The organism is Leptospira mayottensis 200901116, from assembly GCF_000306675.2.
Classification (GTDB): Bacteria; Spirochaetota; Leptospiria; order Leptospirales; family Leptospiraceae; genus Leptospira; species Leptospira mayottensis.
Map to the genome: position 1 here is coordinate 686,065 of NZ_CP024871.1, position 26,076 is coordinate 712,140.

The window sequence follows — 26,076 nt, forward strand, 5'->3', positions numbered from 1 at the left end:
ATTGGAGTTTATGAATTTCGGATCTTATGAACGAGTATTCCGATCCATTCTTTGATCGAGATTGTAGAATTTTCGAGGCATCCTGTGGAAGGAAAAAAATTGTCTAAGGTCAAGACAGATTTTTGAGTACGGAAGTCTGTAGGAAAAGGAATGATCGTGATCCCTTTTTCTTGAAAAATCTCAACGGATCTTTTCATGTGAAAAGAAGAAGTTACTAAAATCACCGAAGTCCAGCCGTGTTCCTTTAGTAGCTCGACTGCGAAGTTTTTGTTTTCTACAGTGTTTCTACTTTTTGATTCTAAGATCAGGGAAGAATCGGGTATGCCCATTTGTCTTAAGAACCTTCCTGCAGGTTCGGATTCCGGAACTGTCTGATACAAAAGATTTCCAGAACCTCCGGAGAATAAAATTTTAGGTGCCTTTTTGGCTCTATAAAGTCTTACCGTTTCCGTAAGTCTTTCCGCGCTGTTGAAGAGATCGACCGGTTCGTTATGAATGCTTAAGGTCGAGACCATTCCGCCTAATACAAGTATGACATCTGCCTGAGGAACTTGTTCGAGCGGGAGTGGTGGGTAGTAGATTTCCAAAGATTGAATCAATTTTTGAGAAACATTACTCGTGGATAAAAGCCAAAGGATTAAAACTGGTACCCAAACGGAAAATTTTTCTTTCCATTTTTTGAGCTTTGCACCAGCAAATAAAAGTAAGAGAAGAACTAAGGGTAAAGGAAATAAGATAAGAGTCGCAAGTTTTGAAATCGAAAATAAAATCGTGGACATGTGTTATCGGATTGGAAATTCCGTTCTCCTTATTTTTTAAGACAAAGTTGAGTGTTCAAAGCAAACACTATGATTAAATTTAAAAATTATGATTGGTCTTAAAAGTCGAGTCTTCTTTTTGTTTTTAAATGAGAGGGGAAACGACTTATAAATTTACGTATGGCATAAAATTTGGACGGCTCGGTTTTGTTTAGAATTTGAAATTCTAAACTTCATCAAAATTGAAATTGTAAATCGGTTTTCATTTGAATATGAACATCAAAGATCTCCCAGAAGGATCTGTCAATCGAGCCCAAAGTTTTGGTAGACATACGTCTTGGATTGTTTTTTCAAATGTCGTTTTTTGAAAACAATCCAAAGATGCAGAATATAAGATCTTCTTGAAAAGTTGCATTGATCAAATACCGTCCGGAGTGAATGCGGCTCTATATGCTTTTGGTGGACAGGTTAAGAGCCGGTCTCAAAACTGGTTGTACTTTTGAATCGTAATTATTTACTTGTGAAATGGACAAATATTATTCAGAGATCCCCGATGCACTTTGGGAAAAAATAGAACCATTAATCCCAAAAGTTAGGGCAAATCTCCAAGGAGGTCGCAATCGATTACCTACAAGAGTGGTAATGGCGGGGATCATCTATCGAATGAAAACAGGCTGTCAGTGGCGGGCAATTCCGAGTAACTTCGGATCTGGTCAAACTTGTCACAGAAGATTCCAAGAATGGGAGCGAGCGGGAGTATTCAAAAAGGTTTATAAATCTATTTTAAAATATTATGATGTGAAGAATAAGATAGCATGGGACTGGGCCTCGATGGATTCCGCAATTGTTAAAGCTCCCAAAGGGGGAGTTTAACCGGCAAAAACCCTACAGACCGCGCCAAATTAGGGGTTAAACGGCATATTCTTACGGATGGAAATGGAATTCCATTGGCCATAACATTGAGTGGAGCCAATGTTCATGACAAGCATAACGTAAAAGAGACTTTAAATTCAATCCTGATTTTTTCCGGTAGAAGAAAAAAGAAACCAAAACATCTCTGTCTTGATAAAGGATATGACTTTAAAGATACGGAAAAATTAATTAGAAGAAGAAATATCCGGCCTCACATTCGAAGAAGAGGCGAGAAACCATTGATCGGTAAATATAAAGGAAAGCCTCGAAGATGGGTCGTTGAAAGAACGAACAGTTGGCACAATCGATTCAGGGCTATCCTTATCCGGTGGGAAAGAAAATCTGAAAATTATATGGCTTCTCTTTACCTCGCGAGCACTATTATTGTTTTCAATTTCTTTAATAGATAGTTTTGAGACCGGATCTAAGTAAGAACAAGACTTAGCTCCCTTGTTTTCCGGATCTTCGGACCAAATTCCTTCCGAAGTCAAATCCTCGCAGGATATTTTCACCGAATTTGATTTTTGACGTCCTGCGGAATAACCTTGGCAACTCCAAACCGGAATGTTCGTAAAACAAGAACAGTTTCCATGAAAGGCCTGAGTGTCGGTGCAATAGATACAATCCGAAAGAGTTTCGTTAAACGCACCGGCAAGTAAACGAATAAACTGGTCCTTATCATGTTCTTGTTTGTCCTTTTGGCAGAACAGAATCGGAATTATTAATAAAATGAGAATATACTTTTTCATGCGACCTCCTATGGAACGACCGTAAACGGGAATGAGATTTTGAGAACCACATTTAAACCCGGATTGAGAGCGTAGTCCTTGTATCTGCTGAGATGATCCACATAAGAAACATTGAATACGTTTTGGACGCTCAGGTCCACTGAGGGTTGAGATGTTCCATCTCCTAAGTAGGGAAGCTCAAAACCGAGTCCGATGTCCGTAAGATTGTAGCCTTTGGTTGGGGTCTCCTTAGGATCGACTCTATACTGAGAATCGTAAAATCTTCCGTTGATGGAAAAATAGAAATCCTTTAGTCCCAGAATAGAACTTTCCGTCCATCGAAGACCTGCGCGTGCCCGATTCGGAGTTGTTCGTGGAAGGGGATTGGTATCGTTCTGATTTCTTGCATAAACAATATCGATTCCGCCGGAAAATATTAGTCTGCTGGTAAGTTCGGCTTGGATCGAAAATTCTCCTCCTTTTAAAACGGCGTTTCCCTGTTTGTATCTGTACTTCGGTAGACCAGAGTTGGGATCGATTTCCGCGATGCTTGAGGAATATATGAAGTTTTGAATGTGATTTTGAAATACGCTGACCTCCATTTGAATCCGAGAGGAAGCGTATCTAATGGAAAAGTCCAGGTTGTTCGAATATTCTGGTTTAAGAGTGTCTTTTCCTATTTCGAATTTTCCTGTACCTTCGTGAACTCCGTTGGAAAAAAGTTCGAATGGAGTAGGCGCCCTGAATCCGCGTCCATAGTTTAAAATCGTGGAAAAAGATTTATCGATTCTCCAAACGAGACCCGTCGAGTTCGTTGTCGCATAATAATTTTTGGTTTGTTCCGCGATGCCCAAAGTCATATTGTTTTTGATGTCTGCGGACCTTTTATCGCCCCGGACTCCCGCGCTCAGAGTCAAGGAGCCGAGTTTGAGTTCTTCCAAAAAATAACCGGCTATGTTTACAATTCCATAGGAAGGAATCAGAGGTTCTGTTCCGATTGTTCTGTTTCTTTGTTCCGAACCAGAAACGCCTACGGTTCCTTGCAAAAGACTGAATATAGGTTTGTGATGAAACTTTACGTCTGCAATTGCCGTATCTAAGAAAAGATTTAGACCTTGGTATTTCGCCTTTGAAGTAGCTTGATAGAACTGAAATGATTTGTCGAAGATGTTTACGTTCTCGTTCTGAAGAACGTCTTTGATAGGAAGGAGTTTATTTTTGGATTCGATTTCTCTTCGATTATTCCTTTGGTAGGACAAATCGAGTTCTAGATTTCCTGCAGGAAAAATCAGGAAAGAATGAAAATGAGATTTCTCGTGAAGAAGTTTTTGATAAACCGTTGAACCCGGATTTTCGTTCGGATTGTCCAATAGATCCTGAGTTTGTTCTCTTCGGGAAGAATCCAGATAAAAATTTCCCCATTTTCCGTCTAAGCCGATCGATGCATTTTGATTTTTTTCAATCATACCCGTGTTGGGCATCGTTCCGTTCGGAGTCGTAATTCTTCCCGCTTTCCTCGTATTTGCACTGGCACGGTAGCCGAACCCATCCATGTTGCCATATACCGCAAAATTTTCCGCGTCTTGCTTATTGTTCGAATAGCTGTTGGAATTGAAAAATCCTGCCATTTTGGGGACGCCTTCTCCCGAACGGGGAGCTTTGTCTCGGATCACGTTGACTACTCCGGCGAGAGCGTCCGAACCGTAGAGTAAACTTCCCGGGCCTCTAATTATTTCAATTTTTTGAATATTAAAAGAATCTAATTCTACTGTGTGGTCGTCTCCGAATTGTTGTTCTTCCTGGCGGATTCCGTCAGTCATTACGAGGACTCTTTGCCCTGTTAAACCTCGGATGATCGGTTTTGAAGTTCCGGCTCCTGTGGTTAAATTGGAAACTCCGGGAGTGTTGTTGATCGCCGACATTGCTGTTTCTCCTCTTTGACGATCGAGTTGCCTGCCCGACAAAACCGTAATCGGTTGCGGAGAGGTTAAAAAGTCCGAAATTGTAGATTTTGCGGTGACATTGATCGCGGAGTTATCCAAAGAACTTTCAAGGAGAATAAATTGGGCTTTTTGGTCTTTTTCTCCGATCGTAACTGAAAGAGTTTCGGATTGATAACCTCTTGCGCTCGCGATCAGAACGTATTTTCCCGGAGGGACATGGTCTAAAACGAACTCGCCCTTTTCGTCCGTAACCGCACTTCTTCTGGACTCTTGGATAAGGACCTTCGCGTTCGAAATCGGTTTTCCGTTTTTGTTTTTAATGACGCCGGTTAATACAACGTCTAAAGCGAAAATGGAAACTGGAGAGATAAAAATTGAAAATATGAATATTCTAAAATACAAATGTACTTGCTCTTTCAAGCTGAACCTCCTGGACAAAAAGCCCATTCAATCAAATAAAATCAAAAAAGAATGATTTAAGAGATAGGGATTGAAAAAGGAGGCGCTCGACCGAGCTGGATTTGAACGAAATTAGAAAGAGGGATAAGAACTTTAGAAGGAACTAATTTTTCTTTTTGAAAAATCGAAAAAGAATTCTGAGTTAGGAAATCCGGATTCCAGATAGAATGTGTTTCTCTTTGGAACTGACAGATCGGACAAGCGGGGAGCTGTTTGGAATCCTGATATGTGGAGTAAGATGGTTGAGAAAGGGTTCGAGTCTCTTTTTCTGCGTGAACATGAAATCCCGTTCCCACAAAAAGAACAAGAGCAAGAAATCCGGATTTGAAAAAATTGCGAACCATTTCTTATTATCGCTAATGATAAACCAATACTAATTAAGGGTAAGTAGAATGTAAAACGATAATTTTGATAAGGATTTTTCATTTTTAAAAATCTTCCGACCGGAAACTTTTCATGCACAGACGGGAAGCAGTCCATAATTTTTGAATTGTGATGGCAATTTTTTCAGGATTCGAATAATTTGAAGCGTTATCCCGCAAGTGTGAAAGGGAACCTGAGATCCTAAAGAAACATCTGACTTCCATAAAAATAATTTTCGCAATTCTCCTTAAGAAAGATAGGATGGAATACTTTCAGGATTTCGCTTTCCCTGGAAGAAATCTGCGAGTAAATTCGTAATACATTATTCATATCAAATATTCAATTTTAGGAATGTAGTTCCGTGCACCGATTGGATGAGTTTGAAATCGAACTCCTTTGAGTCTTATGCGGAAAACTTACGAGAATTTACGGACAAATTCAGAACATTGAAGGCCGAATTTGAACGCTTGATACTTGAGGATTGGCAAAAAATTATCGGAACGTTTGTAATGCACACGTTTTGATTTTATCTTTGAGCTTGTCTCAAAACCGTCCAATGTAGGAACTCCTGCAAATTCCTTTCGGGTTTTGAGAAAAGCACTTTGTTTTTTTCGGAGAAATTCAAGTTGATGTCATCATTCTCATCAAAAACGACTTGGTCCATAGGATCGAAGCGATAAAATTCATATGAAAAAGTCGGAATCGGATCGGAAATGAAATTCAAAGGAGTTATTAAGCGCGCGTAAAAGTAACGAGGTTATCGAAGGGAAAAACATGGATTAACTATAAAATTTATTTCAGCGGCCAATAAAAAGTTTGGTTGGTCTTGAATCGAAAACGATGATTTGTCCGTAGACCGCTTTTTTCAGGTTTGTTTACAAAGAGGTTTTCCTCCGCGTTTCTCATTCAAAGAACGCTTAGAATTCTTTTTAAGGTTCTTTCTTTTTCTTCAAACGGAAAAAAATGGGAGGTTCCCGGCCAAATCTCTAAGGTTGATTTTTTATTTCCCGAATTGATTCTTCTTGCGCTTTTTGGGGAACAAACTTCGTGCGGATCAGGAATTGTAAGATGGGTTTCCGTCTTGATTTTTCTAAATTGAAACAAACTTCGATAATTCACCGAATCGAAAATTTTCGCTTCCACTTCGGGCAGGCAACGTAAAAAGGCTTTTCCGTTTTCTCCGATTCGAAAACAACTTCGGATGTAGTCGTCGTAAATTTCAGGATCCATCTTGAAAAAAGAAGGAGTTCTTTTGTAGAGTTTGGATACGGTTTCTAGATTTTTAAATTCCCTTCTTCTTTTGATGGCGACTTTGGCAAGAGGATTATGAAAAAGTCGGGAGTAGGTTACTTTCAAAAAATCTAATATGACCGGATCGTGTGCGATCACCTTATCGAACTTTTCGGGAGAATGATAGGATGAAAGTAAAAGGCTGGCTCCTCCCAGGGAATGGCCGATGCCAATGATATTTTGTAGATTTTCCGTTTCTATCAACTTAAGAATTTGATCTCTAAAAAAATACCAGTCTTTAAATTCGAGAGTGGAATCGGATTCTCCATGACCCGCAAAATCGAGAGCGATTACGCGGTGCGTTTTAGAAAGAGCTTCAATGTAAAATTTGTAGGTAAAAGCGCTGTATCCGTTTGCATGACAGAGAACGATCGTCTGTTTTGAATTGGAATTCGAACCTGTATCGATATAAGAAAGATTGAGTCTTTGAAAGGAAAATATTTTTCTGAACATAATGGAAAGATTTGACCTTGATCTTTCTAACTCTTTCGGTGGACTGGTTTTGTAAAGCTGAAACCGGGGCCCCTATGCAGATACAAGTTCTTATCGTTTTTACCGTCGCTCTTGCGTTTAATGCACTTGCCAATATTCTCATTAAGGCTAGTTCTTTAAATGACGTTTCTGAAAAAATGGTGGGATTGCGAGCAATTCTGCAAGTTGTCTTCAATCCGATTTTTATCGGAGGATTGGTTTCTTTCGGTTTGGCACTTTTGGGATATCGTTTCGTTTTAGGGAAGGGATTAAAGCTTTCTCTTGCATATCCGGTTTTTACGAGTGCGGGTTTTATTATCGTATTGATCGTATCTTCCATCGTGTTTAAAGAAAGATTAACCTGGCCTCAGTGGGTGGGAATCGTTCTTATTCTTGCGGGTGTTTGGCTTTGTGCCGCAAATATGTTCGAAACAAAATCTTAATCTGATTTTTTGAGTTCCTTAGGTTGATGGCTAGGATTTCTCGTGATCATGATTCATTCAAACTTAATTTGAAAGATTTGATTTGCTATAAAATCCGCGGTAAGAAGTCTTTGATTGAGACAATCTATCTTGACCACACCGATTCCGGCAAACGTATGAGGAATCGTGGAAACGTTGAGATCTGAATCGACGATTCGGATTTTATTGGAGTTTGCATCCGACACGAACATATAGCCGCTATTGTCGAGAGAAATAAAAGCGGGACCGTTAAAGGATGCGTTTAAGCCTTTTCCATCAATGTCTGTTCCGATTCCGTTCCCTAAAAGAGTGGAAACTGTTGAAGCTTTAAGATCTATCTTACGAATATTGTGGTTTTGAATATCTGCGACTAATAAACTATCGGTTTTTTGATCATAAGTAATCCCTAATGGAGATTTAAATTGTGCCGAAGCCAAATCCCCGTCTAAATAACCCAAAACTCCGCCTGAAAGTGTGCTCACAGTTCCGGAATTTAAGTTTATTTTTCGGATTGCGTGGTTGCTCAGCTCTCCCACATACAAATTCCTTTCCCGATCCAAGTCCATAAAGAACGGACTTTTGAATAAAGAATTCAACCTATCCCCGTTTTGGAATCCGTCTACACCCGAAGAACTCCCCGCATATAAGGAGAATTGGTCCAGATGATCAATCTTGAGTATTTGGGCACTATCTTTGCAAGAAACATATTTATCTCCGGTGATCGGATCGAATTTGATTCCGGAAGGGTTTTGGAAAACTAAGCTTGTAGAAAGAGTGGTCACATTACCAAAGCGATCTATCTTACGAATCAGATTTGCCGTTTGGTCGCTCACGAAAATATTTCCAAAGGTATCTAATTCCAAACCGAAAGGAGTATTGAAAGAAGCGGTTTGAGTCGTTCCGTCGATACTCTCTTTAATTCCCGTTCCTGCAAATAGACTTATCACAGGGTTGTTTGTAACCTTAAGTTTACAAAGATGGCATTCTTTAAGGATGCAATCTAGAATCGTGTTTTCCACCCAAGCCCGGCCCATAAAAATACTCGGGTTATAAACGGAAGAGGGGGAACAAGAAACGACCAGGATGAAAATTATAACTCGATAAAACATACGGCGATCCTTTTCTTAGAATAACAATATGCGTTTCTAAATGAAAAGACGAACAAAAATCCGATAAAAAATTCCAAAAACCAAAATGAAATTTTCAAAAAATAAAATTGAGACTCAAAAACTCTAGGCTATAAACTCTTGAGATTCTCAAAAATGGAGATAAAAAAAGGTATCTCAATTTATTCTTTTTTTCTCTATGGGAAAAGATTCTTTTTGAAGAGGTTTTAATTCGATGAACAAAGGTCCACTTTCCGGAGTAAAGGTAATCGATTTAAGTTTATTACTTCCGGGTCCGCTTTGCTCCATGTATTTGGGAGATATGGGAGCGGACGTCATTAAGGTTGAAAATCCGAGAGCGATGGATGCCACTCGGGTTATGTTTAAAAAAGCGAATGGAGCTCCTTCCTTATTTTTGATGCTCAATCGAAATAAGCAAGCGATCACTCTCAACTTGAAAAAGGAAAAGTCGAGGGAAATATTTTTTAAACTATTAGAAGACGCTGATATACTTTTGGAAGGTTTTCGACCAGACGGACTTGCCAAGATGGGACTCGGTTACGAGGATCTGAAAGAGCGTTTCCCGCGTTTGATTTACTGCGGCATCTACGGATACGGAGCGGAAGGAAAATATAGGGATTTTGCCGGACACGATGTGAACTATCTTTCACTTTCGGGAGTTCTTTCGCAAACCGGTAAAACTCCCCAGATTCCTGGTTATCAGCTTGCGGATATAGGGGGAGGAACGATGACGGCTCTTGCTTCGATCTTGGCTGCTTTGTATGCGAGGGAAAAGACGGGAAAAGGACAGAAAATCGCTATTTCTATGATGGATTCTTCCCTACCGTTTTTATCTTTGTATGGGGGAATATTCGCGGCTACTGGAAAAAATCCGGAAGGGGGAAACGAACTTCTATCCGGTAAATTACCGAATTATAATGTATATCAAACCAAGGAAGGGCGCTGGGTTGCGTTAGGCGCACTTGAGGATATGTTTTTTAAGACCTTTTTACGTCAGTCGGGATTAGATAGATATTTGGAAGAATTACCAGCAGAAGAGAAAAACTTTTCCAAGTGGAAAGAAATTCTTACAGCTTATTTTGCATCTAAGACGTTTGAAGATTTAAACTTTCTATTTGAAAACGAGGATTCTTGTCTGACTCCCGTTAAGACGATGGAAGAAGTCAGTAAGGATCCGGTCTTGAGGGACAGGGGAATGATTCTAGATAAAAAACATCCCGAATATGGCGATTACTTTCAATTTGGAGCTCCTTTTCCATTTTCTGCAACCCCAATTACATATCGGTTGGATCCTCCGAATCATGGGGAACATAATACGTCGATTTACCAATCTTTAGGATATACTTTGGAAGAAATCGAAACAATGAAAAGAGAGAAAGTGATCTGATTTTGTTTTGAAATATTTTAAAACACTGAAGTGTTTTTTGAATTCGAATCTCTAAACACTGAAACAGAACGTTCGTTCTTTAGAATTTAAAAGAATGGCACATTTTAAGCCAATTTTTGAAGAGAGTGGATTTTGGATAAAAAGCTTTAAACATAAAATAAATAAAAAAGAAAAAAACGGGTGTAGCGCCGATTTTTCCCCCTGTATTTTGGTTTGATCTAATCACGGAGAAAAAAAAAGTAGGAATCAGAACACTCTCGTAAGAAGGGAAAAACCGATGTACCAGGAATTTACCGAACAACAGCTTGAAATCAGAGACCAGATCCGTAATTTCGTGAAAAAAGAAATCACACATGAAGTTGCAAGTCACTGGGACGAAGAAAATAAACATCCCGAAGAACTCATTAATCGTATGAGAAAAGAATTGGGAGTCAACGGTTTGACCATCCCCGAAGAATACGGCGGTTGGGGACTTGGTTCTGTGGAACAGTGTCTTGTCACCGAAGAACTTTCCAGAGGATGCCTCGGAATTTCTCTTTGTTTTGGTTATACAGGTCTTGGAATTCTTCCTATCTTGAAAGGGGCTTCTCACGAGCAAAAGAAGAAGTGGTTACAACCGGTCATAGACGGAGAGTATGGAATTTCTTTCTGTCTTTCCGAGCCTGGTGCGGGATCCGACGTTCCAGGTATGAGTACGACTGCAGTTAAAAAAGGCGACAAGTGGGTCATCAACGGGACGAAACAATGGATCACTGGCGGTGGTAGTGCCGGTGCTTATACCGTATTTGCCTATACCGATAAGGGAAGAGGGACCAGGGGAGTGAGTTGTTTCTATGTGAAGAGAGATACTCCGGGTCTGACCGTCGGTAAAAAAGAAGACAAGCTCGGAATCCGTGCTTCCGATACTCGTCAGATTATTTTTGAAGATTGTGCCGTGGAAGAAGCGAACATGATCGGAAGAGAAAACTTAGGCTTTATTTATGCGCTTCAAACTCTAAACGCTTCTCGCCCGTATGTTGCGGCGATGGGAGTAGGTGTCGCTCAAGCGGCCCTCGACTATGCTTCCAAATATGCAAGGCAAAGAGAGCAATTTGGATCCAAGATCTCCAGCTTTCAAGCTGTTCAGCACATGCTTGCGGATATGTCCATCGGTTTGGAAACTTCCCGTCAAGTTACGTATCTTGCGGCGAGGATGGCCGACGCAGATGATCCGAGACTTCCCAAGTATTCTGCAATTGCAAAAGCTCACGCTTCCGAGACCGCGATGAAATGTGCTCTGGATGCGGTTCAAATTTTCGGCGGATACGGTTATACAAAAGAATATCCTGTCGAAAAACTGATGAGAGATGCGAAAATCCTTTGTATTTTCGAAGGAACCACTCAGATCCAGAAAAATGAGATTGCGGCTTACGTGATTCGTGAAGCGGCATCTGCTAAATAAGAATATTAGAATTTTCAAAAATGCGTTCTTACATGATGGGGCGCGTTTGAAAAATTACGGGGATTAGAAAAAAGCTTTCGAAAACCGCGAGTAAGTTAAAAGGCGTTCGGCATTTGGTCGGCGCCTTTTTTATTACGATTTTTGGTTTTTGAAGCGAAAGTTATAAGAGCTTGCCCCAAAACCTTAGTTACAATGATTCAGTAAGTTCGTAATAAAATATAGAAGTTCTTACTAGTTATGCCCCTTTGGTAGTTTACGAGCTTTCAAGCATATTTTATAGCTATTACAGTTAAGTTCTCGTCGAGGTTCCTATATTCTGAGGTTTTAAGACAGGCTTTTAATATTCGCATGCAAAATTTTCAAGCGATTTCTATGAACCTTTTATTTTAGAGGAATCGATTTTTTATCTTGTTTAACTTTTTACATATAAACCGAAACGGTCCTTTACAAAAGTTTATTTGATTATAGAACCTTTAAAACAAGTAAAATCTAAGCCGAGATTTGACGGTTCGTTTTTGAAAAATCTTTTTCCTAATTTCAAGAGTTTTGAAGCTTACTCAATGTATTTTTTATTTGTTTGTGTGATTGTATAATTATCCTTTTTTGTAAATTTGATGCTTATCTCCGTTTTCGTTAGAAAACGCCAGGTTTATTTTTGGAGTTCGCGCCTGAATATGTAATTAAAATTGTTTTCAATTCGAATTGACAGTGTGATCTCTCATTCGAACCATTGACCCAGGATGGTCCATATATGTATAGGATTGTGTCCGTTTTGTTCTTTATTTTTTTTCTGCTCGTTTCTTATAACTGTAAAGAACCGGTTCAAAAAGCGGAACTGGAAAGTTTTGTTATAAAGAACATCATTCATCCCAATAACAACCCTTATAACAAGGATAAAGTGGAGTTGGGAAAACTGCTCTACTTTGATAAACGACTTTCATTCAATGGGGATACAAATTGTGCGATTTGTCATTCGGTGGAAATACAGAACTCGGAAAAAAATTCTTTACCTAGAAATAAAATTCACCATTCCCCGGCCTCTTCTCTTACAAATGTAGGTTTGTATAAGGATGTGTTTATCGATCCCCAGGCGAAAGATTTGGAAGAAATTGTAAAAGAAAGAATTTATACGGCGGTAATGCTCAAAGACGAGAAGACTGTCGTAGCGAGGCTCAATCAGATTTCGAAATACAGGGAACTTTTCGAAAAGGCATTCGGTTCTCCTGGAATTACGATGGATCGGATCGTAAAAGCGATTTCCGCGTTTGAAAGAACGATCATATCCAAGAATTCTAGATTCGATCGTTATGTGATGGGGGAAGAGTCTGCGCTTTCCCCCGCTCAGAAACGGGGCTTAGACGTGTTTATGAACAAGGCCAAATGCTCTCAATGTCATAAGGGGCCGAATTTTTCGGATTCTGAAAAACATACCAGTGGTCTTAGCGGAGTCACTCAAAAAGTAAGAACTCCGAGTCTTAGAGATGTGAGTAGGAAAGGCGAATTTATGCATAACGGAGGATTTACGAAGTTGGAAGACGTAGTAGATCATTTCGTAAATGGGGGGGCGAAGGATTCAATTGAAGACCCGCTTTTAAAACCTATGACGATTACGGAAGAAGAGAGAAAGGATCTGATAGAATTTCTGAAATCCCTCGAAGGGGAATCTCATCCATTAGAAATGCCTAAAATACCAAGGGCTTAAGAGGATTTCCGTTCGTTGTAAACTTAACAGACTTTTGAGCTGATAAATTTTCTCTTGTTTACTTTTAGTCTTAAACCTGAGTATAATTGAGAATACCATCGAGTTTAAAACTGAATCATCCCGTCCAAAGCCTTAGTAGAAAACCAGCTTCGATCAATTAAAAGCCTGTCTTAAAAACCTTAAAAGAAATCAGTTACAATGATTCAATAAGTTCGTAATAAAAAACCGCCGGAAGGGCTACAGATTACGTTGTATTGCCGCTTTTGTGCGTTTAAAATTGTAGTAGTTCCTACATTGTTGTGGTTTAAGTAAGAAAAAGAAGTATGTGAGAAATACAAAAGGCTCTCAAAGAAGAGAGCCTTTTGCAAATAGAATCCTTATAAATTCTATTTTTTAGAGTTCGTGTTTATAGCCAAATCTATAAATTTGTCCACCGACGACGATCGGATAAGTGGGAAAAGGAGCAAGAGTAGAAGCTCCTCCTATGGATTGCGTTTTACCGACTGAATAAGCAGCAGACATTATCGTTTCCAGTTCTAAGAATACGTGACCTTTATCAGTTACTCTTGCTTGAGTTCCGATTAAAAAGTTCGGAGCGATTCCAGTGGCTCTGAATCGAATATGTTCTCGAGTAGTAATTGGATCGGTTCCATCGGCTAATAAGTTTGCAACGCTTGTAACTCCGGCAGCGGCTAAAATATCATGACCACCTTTGATATTGTTCATTCCATTTAAGGACCATCCACCGTTGAAGTAGTTCAAACCGGCACCCATATAAACCGCGGCATCTTCGGTAACATTCAATTTGATACCCACGGTAGCAGGAATTACAATGGCACTGAATCCCCAAGTAATGTCGACAATATTGAAACCTGCAATATCAGCTTTTGTGATACCACCTGTGATCTTCTGTGTATATTCTGCGGCAACTCTCCAAAAGAAATACTTCCCAAAATCGGATTCATAACCCACCATTAGGTTTCCTCCGACCATTGCACCTTTGGTAGATCTTGCATTGATAATACCGCCTGTTGTTCTATCAAGGGTAATCAGTCGGTTTTCAGCGGCAATTGCTCTTCTTGTTCCGACCCCTACGTAATTTCCTTCGCCCGCAGGTTTAGAAGGGTTTTGCACACAGGTAGGATCATTTGCGTTTACTGTACAAGTGTTGGTTGATCTAACTGGACCATAGTAGGTCGCAGCATCCAAACCATCCTTAGTAATTGTTCCACCTAATTGACCCAGGTCTAATTGTAACCCGAATCCTACAATTGCATATGATTTTGCACTAAGACTCGCAGCCGAAGAAAACACCACAGCTAGGGCAAACAACACCTTACTCATGTTACGAATCATTGATAACTCCTTAACTCACGATTCAGTTAGAATTTAATTGTGTTTCCGGAAGCTTTTGTATTCGGTTTCCGAATCCCGGACACAGGATGAAACTTTAGAAGTTCATGGATTAGTGTCAAACAGGATTTCCTAAAAAGGCTGAAAAGTTCCTAAAATTCTTAAAACGGGGTAAAAAATGTCTCTCATTTTATAACGACTGTTATGCGCTGGCCTGAGATTTATGAGTTTTTGTTGTGACGAAAAATTTTTTACCAATCTTTTAAGTGATTCTGAAAAATCCTATTTTATATTTTGATTTTAAAAGGAGAAGTAATGGAATTTTCCACATATCTTGTGTCGTGTGATTCAGATTATTTTTCGAAGAATCTAAATATGGTAACATAAGTTCGAGCTTAGGTAATTTTTTCACGTATTCATCTTTTCGTAAAAACAAAATATGAGGACTCCAGTATTTGTTTTGAGTCTACTACTCAAATGTATGAAAAACAATAGATAAGCTTATTTCAAAAATCAGAATGAATCTCATTCAAAAAACCTACAATTCTGGGTTAAATGCAATTTTTGAAAACTCTTACATCTTTACAAAACCGACCTTTAATTTTGGGTACTATCTTTGTGCATCCAAGTAGTAACTTTGATTTTTGGCATTTTATTTATACGTTTCCGTAATAAACGATTTAATAATTCACATTGACTGACGACAGTCAAACTTGTAAGGTAAGCGCTTCTGATTTTGCGGGAATTTTTGCATCTTAGTCGGATTTCGGTTTTATTGCACCAAACTCACGCTATGACAATTAAAAACGAAAAACTTTCGTTCGAACTGAGCGAAATAAGTTTCTAATGAAATTGCCATAGGAAATTTTAAAGACTATTTTTATTGATAAATGTGAGATCGGCGATTTAATTTTCGAAGGACCTATTGCTCTGTTTCTCTAAAAAGGTGGGGAATAAAAAAAAGTAAGAACGGGAAAGATTCGGGCCGAAAGTGAAAGTCGACCCGGATGAAAAAGAAAAAATCTATACTCTTTCTATGATTGTCGCGATTCCCATTCCTCCTCCAATACAAAGGGTAATCAGCGCATAACGCTTTTGCCTTCTTTCAAGTTCGTCTAATGCGGTTCCGAGAAGAATCGCACCAGTTGCTCCAAGAGGATGCCCGAGAGAAATGGAACCCCCGTTGACGTTGATTTTTTCCAGAGGAATATTGAGAGATTTCTGAGTGTAAAGAACCACGGAAGCGAACGCTTCGTTGATTTCCCAAAGATCAATATCGTCGGCCTTGAGTCCAGCTATCGCTAACGCTTTTTTAGAAGCGGAAACCGGGCCTGTTAACATGATTGTAGGGTCTTCACCTGTGGAAGCCATTGCAACGATTTTGGCTCGAGGTTTGAGTCCGTATTTTTTGATCCCTTCGTCCGAAGCAAGAAGAACCGAAGCCGCACCATCTACTATTCCAGAAGAGTTGCCTAACGTGTGTATGTGATGGATCTTCTGAATTTCTGGGTAGGATTTTAGCGCAATCGCATCCAATTCTTTCTCGCCGATCGTTTTGAAAACCGGAGCCAAATCGGAGAGCCATTCGAAAGTGGATTCGATTCTCGGATTTTCATCCGTATCGACTATGGCGCCGTCTTCGGTTTTTACTGGAATGATGGATTTTTTGAAGTAACCTTCTTTGATCGCTTTGTCCGCTTTGATTTGAGACGATTCCGCAAAACGATCCGCTTCCTCACGGGAAATTCCGAACTTAGTTGCGATCAAATCCGCAGAAATCCCTTGAGGCACCAAATTATAGTGTTTTTGAATATTCGGATTTCCGATATTAAAGTCTCTTCCGTTCATATCGGCTCCCATTTTTACACGGGACATTGATTCAACTCCACCGCCGAGGGCGATTTGCATGGAACCGGATTGAACGTGATTAGCGGCGTTGTTGACTGCTTGAAGTCCGGAACCGCAGAAACGGTTTACGGTATAACCAGGGACTGAGTTCGGCCAGAGTGCAGACATGACCGCATAACGTGCAATGCAAGCCGCTTGATCGTCCACTTGAGATACGCATCCCATAACGACCTCTTCAACAATTTCAGGTTTGATTCCGTTTCTTTCTTGGATCGCATTTAAGGTTGCGGCAGAGAGTTCCTGCGGGTGAATGCTTGCCAGGGTCCCTCTTTTTTTTCCTTTTCCTCTCGGGGTTCTGACCGCGTCGATTACATAGGCGTTTGACATTGTATTACCTCGCTGCCGATTCTTTTCTTAAGATTAAATTGAACAGCTGTTTAGTGATTTTGGGTATTCCGGTTTCTATTTTTGAGAAGCCAGGGAGTTTGCAATTCTTTTTGCGGGAATTCTATGAGGAGGGGAGACCAGTATTGAGCTTTTTCCCGCCATTCTTATACTACCGAATAAGCGACTTTATTCCGTTTTTGATGGTTGTATTTAGAACTTGTCCCAAAACCTCTATGGAAATATCATCGTGAATTTTTTACAGAACGAAGGAGTTCTCACAGATTATGTTCCTTCGGCAAATTTATTGGTTTTCGAATAGACTTTGTTGTTGAAACACTCCCGTAAGAATTCCTAAAATTCTTAGGTTTTGGGACAAATTCTTACATAAATTACGTAAATGTCCCTCCCTTTTATCGACCTATTTTGATCCCAAACTTGCCCCAAAATTCAAAATAAATCGGCCATAATCATTTTGGTAAATTTGTAATGAAACGGAGCGGTTCCTACTGATCGGTATGGATTCTTGAATAGATAAATCCAAAAAGAAACGAAAAATCTTTTTCGTATGTTTTGAATCTTTCAGTGTCTGTTATCACAATTAACTCTAATTTTACTTTTGGACTGTTTTAGAAAGTCTATGCGAGATATAAAAATCCAAAAATAACTCAGGTCTATTCTTGAACATTCTTCCGGCCTATTGATTCGAAGAGTTTGCTTTTTCGACAACCTTCAACGGTTTAAGAGGCGCCCCTTTTGAGTAAAAAGTTTCAAAATTTTTTCTTTTGTTTTGATGTTAATCACTATGAATCGTCTTGAAATTGGTCGGTCCTCATTCTTTAAAAATTTTGGACGTAATACCCTCTGACTCGAATTTATAAACGTTGTCGAATGTATATCGGTTCGATTCCGAAACATATTTCGTTTTGATCTTAGAGAATTCTATGAGGTCGACTTTTTTTCAAAGGATTCGCTTTTGCGGGAATTTGGACGGTGAAAAATTTTTGAAGAAGAACGCATAACTTCTTAAGTTATGCGTATTTTAAAAATTATTTCGTTTCCAATCGTTTGATTTAATACTTAAGACAATGAAATTCGAAAATCGATGCTCTTGATAGATCACTTAAGTATTAGATTTATTTGATATATTTTGTTTTTTCCAGATTGGAAATATTTTTCTTTAAAATCGTTTTCTTTCTCATCAATTTCAAGTCTCCTTCAAAAGAAGCTAAAACTTTCAAAGTAAGCAAAATGCCTGAAATACGAAAACGAATACTTCAAAAAAAATAAATAGTATAAGGCAAGTCGATGAAGAAAATCTTTTCTATTTCTATCTTTCTTTCCTTGTTTTTTCAAGGTTGTATGGTTTGGCCTCTCGTGGTTGGGGCCATGGGTTTGTCTGCCGGTAAGGGAGGCGGTAGCAACCCTTTCCTTTTCCTCCTTGGGATCGCTTCGGATCCGGTTATCACTCGAATCGAACTTAGTGCTCAAGATTCCTCAATTGCTAAAGGAATGAGTACGGCTCTTCAAGTTACCGCGATCTTTGATGATGGAACGAACATGGATATTACGGATTCCACTTCCATCGTTTCCGATTCTCAAGCCGTCGTAGAGGTCCAAGGGAATCGATCTCGAGGGATTTCGTTAGGGGCTTCCACGCTTCAAGCCGAATACAATGGTTTGCATTCTCAGCTCCGAATCGCAGTAACGTCCGCGACTTTAGATTCGATCCAAGTTACGAGTTTAGATCGGGATTCCTTGCCGAAAGGTTTGAATCGTCAGTTTTCTGCAATCGGTATTTTTTCGGACGGATCCCATCAGGATCTTTCCAACGATCCATTGACGATTTGGTCTTCCAGCGATTCGTCTTTAGTTCGTGTGAACGATTCCGGTCTGGCTTCCGGCGTTAATTTAGGAACTGCTCATATTCATGCATCCTTTGGATCCAAAAGTGGTTCTGCAACTATGACCGTCGGATCGGCGACTCTTTCTTCGATTGAAGTAACTCCCGTAAATTCGAATCTCCCCTTGGGAAAGAAACAACGATTGACCGCGACCGGAATTTATTCGGATAACTCGAATAAGGATATTTCTTCTTTGGTCACTTGGGATGTTTTGGATAATACGATCGCCACAATTCAGCCAAAGGGTGTGGTGGATACTGTTAGTACTGGTTCCACTACCGTTTTAGCTTCCATCGGTTCTTCGGTCGGTTCTACGACGTTGAACGTTGTGCCAGCGTCTTTGGTTTCCATTTCCGTTTCCTCCGTAAATTCTTCCAAGGCCAAAGGTCTTAAGGAAAATTTTATCGCGACTGGTATTTTTTCGGACAACTCAAATTTGGATATCACGAATCAGGTTACCTGGAGTTCTTCGGATGCGAACATTCTTACTGTTTCCAATGCGAGTGGTAGTCACGGTTTGGGTTCTGCTTTGAATCAAGGCGTTGTTAAAGTTATTGCTTCCATTGGCGGAGTCGAAGGTTCTACGGACTTTACGGTTACTCAGGCGGCATTGGTTTCGATCTCGGTTTCTCCGATTCTTCCTTCGATGCCGAAAGGTTTGACTCAGCAATTTAAAGCGACCGGTATTTTTACGGATAACTCCAAGCAGGATCTCACTTCCTCGGTCACTTGGACTTCTTCTTCGAAAGCTTTAAGTGTGTCTAACGTATCAGGTGGAGAAGGAATGGGACAAGCTGTTGCGGTCGGAAGCGCGACTATTACGGCCAAATTAGGAACGACGTCCGGGAAAACTACCATTAAGGTTGCTCCTGCCGTTCTCGCTTCGATTCAAATCAGTCCGATGAATACTACCACTCTCGCAAAGGGTTTAAGGAAAAACTTTTCCGCTAGAGGAATTTACTCGGACAATTCTAGTTCCGACATCACTTCTTCCGTTACCTGGTTTTCGTCCGATCCTTCAGTTGCCGTGGTTGATAATGTCCCGTCATACAAAGGAGAAGTTCGTGGAGAAAAGATCGGAACTACGAATATTAAAGCGGCATTGGGAAATGTTAGCAGTCCTACTGTCGCATTATCCGTGACTGCAGCGGAACTCGTTTCTATCGAAATTTCTCCCTATTTTGCTGTCGTTGCCAAGGGACTTACGAGAAAGTTTAAAGCCACAGGTACTTTTACGGATTATTCTACGCAGGATATTACGGAACAAGTCACTTGGAAATCTTCGGATACGGAAATTGTAAGCATTGAGAACGCTGCCGGAAGCAAAGGGTTGGCGCATATGCTCAAGCGGGGAGACAGTAATATTACCGCTACTTTAGGTTCGGTTTTAAGCTCTTCCAAGTTGGTTATGGTGACTTCGCCAGCTATCGTTTCGGTTGCGGTGACGCCTAGCAATCCGTCCATTGCAAAGGGACTAACGTGCCAATTTAAAGCGACGGCAACATATACGGATAACTCCACGGAAGATGTTACAAGTATGGTTTCTTGGTCCTCTTCCGATTCGAATAAAGCATTGGTCGGCAACGATATACTTTCGGGAGGTTTGGCTACCGCAATTGCCACTGGAAGCTCAAAGATCACTGCGAGATACGAAAACTTATCGGGCTCTTCTACTTTAAATGTCACCCCTGCGACTCTTACCTCTATAGAAGTGACACCGATTTTTTCCTCCGTTGCTAAAGGTCTTACGGAACAATTTACAGCGACGGGAATCTATTCGGACAAATCTACCCAGGATTTGACTCGGGTTGTGACTTGGATTTCCTCTAATTCTTCCCGTGTTGCGATTGAAAACACCGCCGATAAAAAAGGTCTTGCGCTCGCTTCTACTTTAGGAAGTTCGAATATTACAGCAACTTACAATTCCATTCAAAGTTCTCCGATTTCGATGACTGTTAAGGATGCAGAATTGGTAAGTATTACCGTTAGTCCAGAGTCCACATCGAAAGCCCTGGGGCTGACTCAACAGTTTGAAGCAAAAGGAACTTTTACGGACGGTTCCGAACGGGATGTTACGAATCTTGTGACTTGGTTTTCCTCCAAACCGTTAGTGGCTTATACTATTAACGCTAACGAGAATCGGGGATTATCAGTCGCACATTCGGTAGGTTCCACTGAAATTTACGCGTATTACGGTTCCATAAAAAGCAATTCGGTAAATTTCAATGTGACTCCGTCCGAATTGGTTTCGATTCAAATCAGTCCGGAAAACAGTGATATTGCTAAAGGACTTAGCCAGCAATATACTGCGCTCGGCGTTTATTCGGATGGCAGTTTGCAAGATATTTCCGATTCTGTTTCTTGGTTTAGTTCCAATGATTCATTGGTTAACATTTCCAATGCGGTCGGAACCAAGGGAAAGGCGACCGCTTTGCAAGTCGGAACAAGTAAAATCACTGCTACTTACCGTTCCGTTTCGGGAACTACCAATCTAAACGTCAGTGTGGCGACTCTTTCTTCGATCGTGGTATCTCCCACCAAGCCGAACGTAGAATCAACTTCAAAGACAAAGTTCTTTGCAGTGGGAATGTACTCGGACGGAACCAAAAGGGATTTGACTTCTACGGTTACTTGGTTCAGTTCGAATACGCGCAATGCAAGTGTGAGTAACGCGCTTAAATCGAAAGGATTGGTTGTTGCAGGATCTGAGTCGGGATATTTTACAATCACGGCGACTTACGGTTCTATATCCGGAAGCACGATTCTTACGGTAAATAGATATAATAAAGCGGTTCCTACCGTTAAATCGGTTACGTCCTTGTCGCCTACCAAGATTCGAATCGTATATTCCGAATTTGTAAACAATAAGGAAGCGTTGAAACTGTCCAATTACAAGGTCGTAGACAGTTCTACTTTTGTCGGAACCTGTTTCGATAACGCGGATTTCAAAAGAAATTCTCAAACCGGAGATTTCTCCTTGAAAAATATCAGTGGAGCTGAGGATACGTTTACGATCACGCTTTCTGGTTCGCAAAATTCGAACAAAGCATATACGCTCATAGTAAACAAGCCGGGGATTCACGATCGCTCTTTTGCTCCCAAATCCTTAGGTTGTCCGAATAACGTTGATTTTATGGGAAAAGAGCAATTAAGACTAACGAATGCGGTTTGTAATTCCGTAAACCGGGTGATCGTTTCTTTTTCCAAACCTTTATATACTGGAAACGATACCGCAAAGTCAGCGGAATGTTCGAATTCGTCTCAGTGTAAATCGAGGTATAAATTCGTAGGCGTTTCCTCTTTAGGAGATGTTACGAGTGCGAAAGTTTTAAATGGTAAGGCTTGCGGCGGAGCACCTGCGGATCCTTCCAAAGTATGTCTAACGCATACCTTTCTTCAATCTGGCGGTCACTACACGGTGATCGCGGCAAATCGGTTGGACGGAGACGGATTTGATAACGATATTTGGGGAGCGATCAGTGACTCATCCGGTCAAGAGAATTTACAATCTTCTCCGAAAGATAGGGCGAGCTTTGTAGGTTGCGGAAGTTCTCCCGTAAATTTTGCGGATGGTCCCGTTATTTCGGATCCGTTCGGAGATGGTTCGTCTTTCGGTTCTCTTACCAATTATAATTATCAAGTTTATCTCGGCCCGAATATGAAAGGAAATCAAGCTGTTCGTTTTCATTACGACGGAACTTCTCCGGAGTCGATTTTCTTTTCCTTCAAAAAGGATACGGTCGGGGAACAATCGGGTAACACTGCTTTGTCGGGAATTTCCTCTAATTACGTTACGATAGGTCATGCAGGTTGCACTCGTAACAGCGCGGACATTGTCGCTGGATGTGGTCCAGATAATGAGGACGGAAGAGGAGTTTTCGCGACAGGATTGTTAGGCGGAAGACCTCATATGTTCATAGCGGGTTCGAAATCGTTAGGTGGTTTAGACTATCTCTACTACTCTTCGAACATGGCCGCTAATCTTGGTTTTAAGTATGTTGATATGGGAACGATTACCGGAGAATTGACTGCAGGAGCTTCGTCTATTGCTGTTTTTGATAATCGGGTTTATGTTGGTTTCGCTAAAAAAAATAACCGTTCAAACGCGCCCGATTTCGGTAAAATCACCTTTAATGCTTCCGATTCAACTCGATGTGTAATTGGAAACGATTGTGATGCGACTGATGGACAACGTGGAAGTCGTTTTAGAATCGATAGAATGCCTTATTTCGGTGGAGAGAGTTTAGATGACGGCATAGGTTCAACGGTTCGTTCTGTTCGAACCCTTGCGGCTAAAAATAATGATAACAAACTGAATCAGTTTGGCGACTCGACGACCAATTGGGGTTATTATGTGGGAATCGATTTTCTTTTCGTTTTTAAGGGAAAACTTTATGCCGCAAACGGGGGATTTCCGAATTCCTTACATAACGGAAGTATTATACGTTCCACAAGCGCTAACCCCGCCCCTTGTGAAGGAAAAAATCGTTGTTCCGGTTGGGAAGATGTAGCCCCCAGATCCAATCCGAAATGGCATAACTCTCCTAACAATAACTGGTACTCTCTCGAACTTGTAAAGAATCGGGATTTGATTCCAGCGGATAAGGCGTTCTCCCAGTTCGCCGAATTTAACGGAAGGATGTATGCTACAAGAACGATCTGTGTAACTTCGGAAGACCGCTCCGGGCCCAGAAAAAGTTTGCAAACTGTGAAAGGTTGTACGGATGGAAGTTATACGAATCGAAGACCTCAACTTTGGAAATGCGATCCGACTCTGAGCGGAAACAAATCCACTTGTGATTCGGGAGATTGGTCGGTAGTCGGAGACGACGGAACTGGTTTTACGAATTTTGGAAACGTTTTCAATCATAGTATGACGATGGTGGTAGCCAATGGATCGTATCTCTATGTGGGTTTTGACAACGAAAACGGGATTCAAATTTGGAGAACGAATCTTCAAAATCCGGGAAGTTCTTCCAGTGGCTGGGAGCAAGTGGGAGGAGACGGCTTGGGAGACGTTACCAATCGCCAGATTTATTCGGGAATTACCGTACCAAAATTAAGTTTAAAATACGTCTACGTAAGTACCGGACAAAGTAATCGACCGGTTAAAGTTTACAGACAACAAAACAGATAATATGCGAAATTCGTTAAGAATCATTGTGACGATGACAGCTTGTGTGGTTATCTACTGTCAAGCAAATGGAGGTTCCGAACGGCTCGTTTTTATTCAAAACGAGCAAAACGGAATCGTCCGCCTTCAGTCGTTCGTCCACGGAAAAATATATCCCGAAAAGAGTATTCAAAATTATGAATTTACCCTCAATCAGTCCGAAAACGTATTAGGAATTTTTCAAGTCGATTCCACGGATTCGGACTTGAGGGTTCGACTTCTAAAAAAGGGATTTCTTTTTGATTCTAAGAGGGAATGTACGAATACGAACTTAGGGAACACGTATTCCTGTAAGATCGAAATTCCATTATTGGAAAAGGGTCAATACCATCTAACTGTTTATAAAAATACCAATGTGAATGAAACTGATTTTAATCTTTTTGTGGGAATATTTGGGAAGGGTTATGTCAATGTCAAAGCGGCGGCTAATCATTAGGATCTCGATAATATTTTTGATTTTGAGTTTATACGCAAACTGTCAAAACGTACAAATGAGTTTTCCTCAAAAACCACTTAAGTCTTGTGTACCGCCTGTTCTTCGAAGGCAATGTAAAAACGATTTGGAAGAAAGAGCCAGACTCAACGCGCAACCGCCTAAGGTATACGAAGTCTCCCAATCCTTTTACTTCTGGGGAATAGTTCCTAGAAAGTATCAGATTGATGCGACGGGTTATTGTCCGAACGGAATCAAAGAGGTGCGTCAATATTCCACGTTTTTGGATTTTATCTACGAGCAATTGACACTCGGGATTTATTCCCCGAGAACCTTAAATCTGATTTGTTATAATTGAGTTGAGCCATGAAACTATTTAAAATAATATTCTTTATTTTTGTAACTTTGACTACCGAGGTTTGTTACAATACTACATTAAGAGTTTATAATACATCGAGTTCTCTTCCTTTGAAACCCGAGCCAGAACAAACTTTCAAACAAGGAGGATATTTATTCGGTATAATCAATGCATTTGAGACTCCGAAGATTCAATGCGCTGAAGGGAAGCCGGAGATTCTGATTCTAAGAAGTTTTTGGGACACCGTCATCCATTGGACGATTGGTGGAATTTATACTCAAAGAACCATACAAATATTTTGCAAAAAAGATATGGCCGGTCAGAAGTCTTTAGGGCCAGGGTAAAAAGTGGGATTCCAGGCTACTTCCCAATAATATCCCTCCGGATCTTCGAAGTAACCGGAATAACCGCCCCAAAAAACGTCTTGAGGTTGTTTAACGATTTTTGCTCCGGCCCGTTCCGCTTTTACAATTACTTGGTTCACTTCTTCCTTGGATTGTCCGTTGTAGGCGAGGGTAAATCCCCTGAAACCGTTTCCTTCCGCGGAAACGCCTACATCTGCGGCGAGTTCTTCCAGAGGGTACAAAGCAAACCAAGTTCCGTTTAACGTAAAAAAGGCGACATTTCCCTCAAATTTCATTTTGGGGAATCCGAGACCTTCCTCGTAAAAACGAACCGCCTTTTCGAAGTCTTTTACACCGAGAGTAATAATATTGATTCTTGGTTGCATGGGACTGAGGTTCGGACAATTGAATGGTTCGGAAAGTAAAAAATTAGATTTCTAGGAATAGATTTGGTTGAAGGCCCTTGGAAAACTCGATTAAAACCGGCAATATCACAATATTAGAGATCCAAGGGAGTAAAACCAAACTTTCTTTTTGTTTTTATTCCTCGGTGTTTCACCTCGACTTCCTGAAACTTTAGAAATTAAAGATAGATTTTATTTTTTAGAAAAATTTTGCCAAGGATCCTCGGCTCGAAAGTGTTCAGTTCTTTTTTCAGATCTGGAAAAATTTTAGTCGAAGATCATCAATTATACTTCTGAAAATCACAAACAGCGGCGTTATAACCTTTAATATATTGGGTCGTGGTGATAAAATTAATTTAGGTACTTGATCTTTGGTGGTTCTGTATGGGTTGTGTTTTATAATTGATATTATATTAATAAGTTTAATTCATTTTTCTTCGAAAAATTCCAGTGGCATAAGGTTTGTATTCTTGTGAAAACTATCGAATTTTCTAAAAGCTAAAATTCGTCTAAGATTATCGCTTCGACGAATTGATTCTCTTGAGAAATCGTCGATCTGAATTTTCAGAGTTTTTTCCAATTCTTCGAAATCAATATCATTAAAACTGAGAGGTGTCTTATTTTTTATTTTGTTATAAGAAATCATCGAATGTGTCTCCCATCCAGCGAGGATAATTTGTCCGACAAAAAAAAATGGAATAAATACTAGCAACTTGCTTGGCCTTAACTTAAAATGTCTTTGTATGAATCGAATTCTCAATGGAGTAATTTCTCGGATTATAATTTAATTTTAAACTCTGTATCTAATACATAACTGGAGTCATATGTGTCTT

At 40.2% G+C, this 26,076-nt stretch carries 19 protein-coding genes and 1 pseudogene; 10 read left to right on the top strand and 10 right to left on the bottom strand.

The features are described from left to right. Positions 1-8: 8 nt before the first annotated feature. Positions 9-779, bottom strand: a complete 771-nt coding sequence (locus tag LEP1GSC190_RS03160) for a YdcF family protein (protein ID WP_002761527.1) — start codon at positions 777-779, stop codon at positions 9-11. A 504-nt stretch (positions 780-1,283) separates the two neighbouring features. Here LEP1GSC190_RS03160 and LEP1GSC190_RS20545 point away from each other — a divergent pair. Together LEP1GSC190_RS20545 and LEP1GSC190_RS20550 are read left to right on the top strand one after the other, a co-directional pair. Continuing rightward, on the top strand, positions 1,284-1,631 hold the full coding sequence (locus LEP1GSC190_RS20545) for an IS5 family transposase (protein ID WP_002724411.1): 348 nt from the start codon (positions 1,284-1,286) through the stop codon (positions 1,629-1,631). Positions 1,632-1,678: 47 nt separating this feature from the next. Beyond that, positions 1,679-2,080: an IS5 family transposase gene (locus tag LEP1GSC190_RS20550; protein ID WP_036036267.1), complete on the top strand. Its 402-nt coding sequence runs from the start codon at positions 1,679-1,681 to the stop codon at positions 2,078-2,080. 15 nt (positions 2,081-2,095) lie between these two features. Here the strand turns inward: LEP1GSC190_RS20550 and LEP1GSC190_RS03170 are convergent. The 4 genes and pseudogenes from LEP1GSC190_RS03170 to LEP1GSC190_RS03195 form a co-directional block, all read right to left on the bottom strand. Further along, a pseudogene (locus LEP1GSC190_RS03170) lies at positions 2,096-2,419 on the bottom strand (hypothetical protein); the annotation flags it as partial. A gap of 8 nt (positions 2,420-2,427) precedes the next feature. Then, entirely contained in the window at positions 2,428-4,761 is a 2,334-nt protein-coding gene (locus LEP1GSC190_RS03175; RefSeq protein WP_004281161.1) for a TonB-dependent receptor, read from the bottom strand. 56 nt (positions 4,762-4,817) lie between these two features. After that, on the bottom strand, positions 4,818-5,144 hold the full coding sequence (locus tag LEP1GSC190_RS03180) for an LIC10965 family protein (protein WP_004281165.1): 327 nt from the start codon (positions 5,142-5,144) through the stop codon (positions 4,818-4,820). 925 nt (positions 5,145-6,069) lie between these two features. After that, complete coding sequence (locus tag LEP1GSC190_RS03195; RefSeq protein ID WP_002761647.1) at positions 6,070-6,906, bottom strand: alpha/beta fold hydrolase; 837 nt, start codon at positions 6,904-6,906, stop codon at positions 6,070-6,072. A 74-nt stretch (positions 6,907-6,980) separates the two neighbouring features. On the opposite strand from LEP1GSC190_RS03195, the gene LEP1GSC190_RS03200 reads away from it, so the two are divergent. Then, the gene (locus LEP1GSC190_RS03200; protein WP_004281212.1) at positions 6,981-7,367 is read left to right on the top strand and encodes a DMT family transporter; all 387 of its coding nucleotides are present in this window, start codon (positions 6,981-6,983) and stop codon (positions 7,365-7,367) included. Positions 7,368-7,420: 53 nt separating this feature from the next. On the opposite strand, the gene LEP1GSC190_RS03205 is transcribed toward LEP1GSC190_RS03200, so the two are convergent. Next, entirely contained in the window at positions 7,421-8,494 is a 1,074-nt protein-coding gene (locus tag LEP1GSC190_RS03205) for an NHL repeat-containing protein (protein WP_002761614.1), read from the bottom strand. A gap of 304 nt (positions 8,495-8,798) precedes the next feature. Between LEP1GSC190_RS03205 and LEP1GSC190_RS03210 the strand changes: the two genes are divergently transcribed. The 3 genes from LEP1GSC190_RS03210 to LEP1GSC190_RS03225 all read left to right on the top strand — a co-directional run bounded on the left by LEP1GSC190_RS03210 (position 8,799) and on the right by LEP1GSC190_RS03225 (position 13,042). Beyond that, positions 8,799-9,899 (top strand): CaiB/BaiF CoA transferase family protein, encoded by a 1,101-nt coding sequence (locus LEP1GSC190_RS03210; RefSeq protein ID WP_002761619.1) that lies wholly within the window; start codon positions 8,799-8,801, stop codon positions 9,897-9,899. Between the two features lie 277 nt (positions 9,900-10,176). After that, positions 10,177-11,340 carry an acyl-CoA dehydrogenase family protein gene (locus LEP1GSC190_RS03220; protein ID WP_002618604.1) on the top strand — a complete coding sequence of 388 codons (1,164 nt, stop codon included), beginning with the start codon at positions 10,177-10,179 and terminating at the stop codon, positions 11,338-11,340. A gap of 751 nt (positions 11,341-12,091) precedes the next feature. Beyond that, complete coding sequence (locus tag LEP1GSC190_RS03225) at positions 12,092-13,042, top strand: cytochrome-c peroxidase (RefSeq protein WP_004281084.1); 951 nt, start codon at positions 12,092-12,094, stop codon at positions 13,040-13,042. A 393-nt stretch (positions 13,043-13,435) separates the two neighbouring features. Here LEP1GSC190_RS03225 and LEP1GSC190_RS03230 read toward each other — a convergent pair whose 3' ends face one another. Both LEP1GSC190_RS03230 and LEP1GSC190_RS03235 read right to left on the bottom strand, forming a co-directional pair. Beyond that, positions 13,436-14,398, bottom strand: coding sequence for a porin OmpL1 (locus LEP1GSC190_RS03230; RefSeq protein WP_036035444.1), 963 nt, complete (start codon positions 14,396-14,398; stop codon positions 13,436-13,438). A 1,020-nt stretch (positions 14,399-15,418) separates the two neighbouring features. Further along, positions 15,419-16,630, bottom strand: coding sequence for an acetyl-CoA C-acetyltransferase (locus LEP1GSC190_RS03235; RefSeq protein ID WP_002761628.1), 1,212 nt, complete (start codon positions 16,628-16,630; stop codon positions 15,419-15,421). 1,305 nt (positions 16,631-17,935) lie between these two features. On the opposite strand from LEP1GSC190_RS03235, the gene LEP1GSC190_RS03245 reads away from it, so the two are divergent. The 4 genes from LEP1GSC190_RS03245 to LEP1GSC190_RS03260 are packed head-to-tail and all read left to right on the top strand — an operon-like array spanning position 17,936 to position 24,839. Then, positions 17,936-23,668: an Ig-like domain-containing protein gene (locus tag LEP1GSC190_RS03245; RefSeq protein ID WP_004281109.1), complete on the top strand. Its 5,733-nt coding sequence runs from the start codon at positions 17,936-17,938 to the stop codon at positions 23,666-23,668. A gap of 1 nt (position 23,669) precedes the next feature. Beyond that, complete coding sequence (locus tag LEP1GSC190_RS03250) at positions 23,670-24,140, top strand: LIC_10463 family lipoprotein (protein ID WP_036035447.1); 471 nt, start codon at positions 23,670-23,672, stop codon at positions 24,138-24,140. Next, positions 24,115-24,495, top strand: a complete 381-nt coding sequence (locus LEP1GSC190_RS03255) for a Bor/Iss family lipoprotein (RefSeq protein WP_117339094.1) — start codon at positions 24,115-24,117, stop codon at positions 24,493-24,495. The genes LEP1GSC190_RS03250 and LEP1GSC190_RS03255 overlap by 26 nt, the downstream gene beginning before the upstream one ends. An 8-nt stretch (positions 24,496-24,503) precedes the next feature. Continuing rightward, positions 24,504-24,839, top strand: coding sequence for an LA_3781 family PerA/PerB upregulated protein (locus LEP1GSC190_RS03260; RefSeq protein WP_036048520.1), 336 nt, complete (start codon positions 24,504-24,506; stop codon positions 24,837-24,839). On the opposite strand, the gene LEP1GSC190_RS03265 is transcribed toward LEP1GSC190_RS03260, so the two are convergent. Continuing rightward, positions 24,815-25,225 carry a VOC family protein gene (locus LEP1GSC190_RS03265; RefSeq protein WP_002761600.1) on the bottom strand — a complete coding sequence of 137 codons (411 nt, stop codon included), beginning with the start codon at positions 25,223-25,225 and terminating at the stop codon, positions 24,815-24,817. The genes LEP1GSC190_RS03260 and LEP1GSC190_RS03265 overlap by 25 nt on opposite strands. A 445-nt stretch (positions 25,226-25,670) precedes the next feature. Further along, a complete protein-coding gene (locus LEP1GSC190_RS03270; protein WP_002761537.1) occupies positions 25,671-25,889 on the bottom strand; it encodes a B9T54_RS14040 family protein in 219 nt (72 codons plus the stop codon). Between the last annotated feature and the right edge of the window lie 187 nt (positions 25,890-26,076).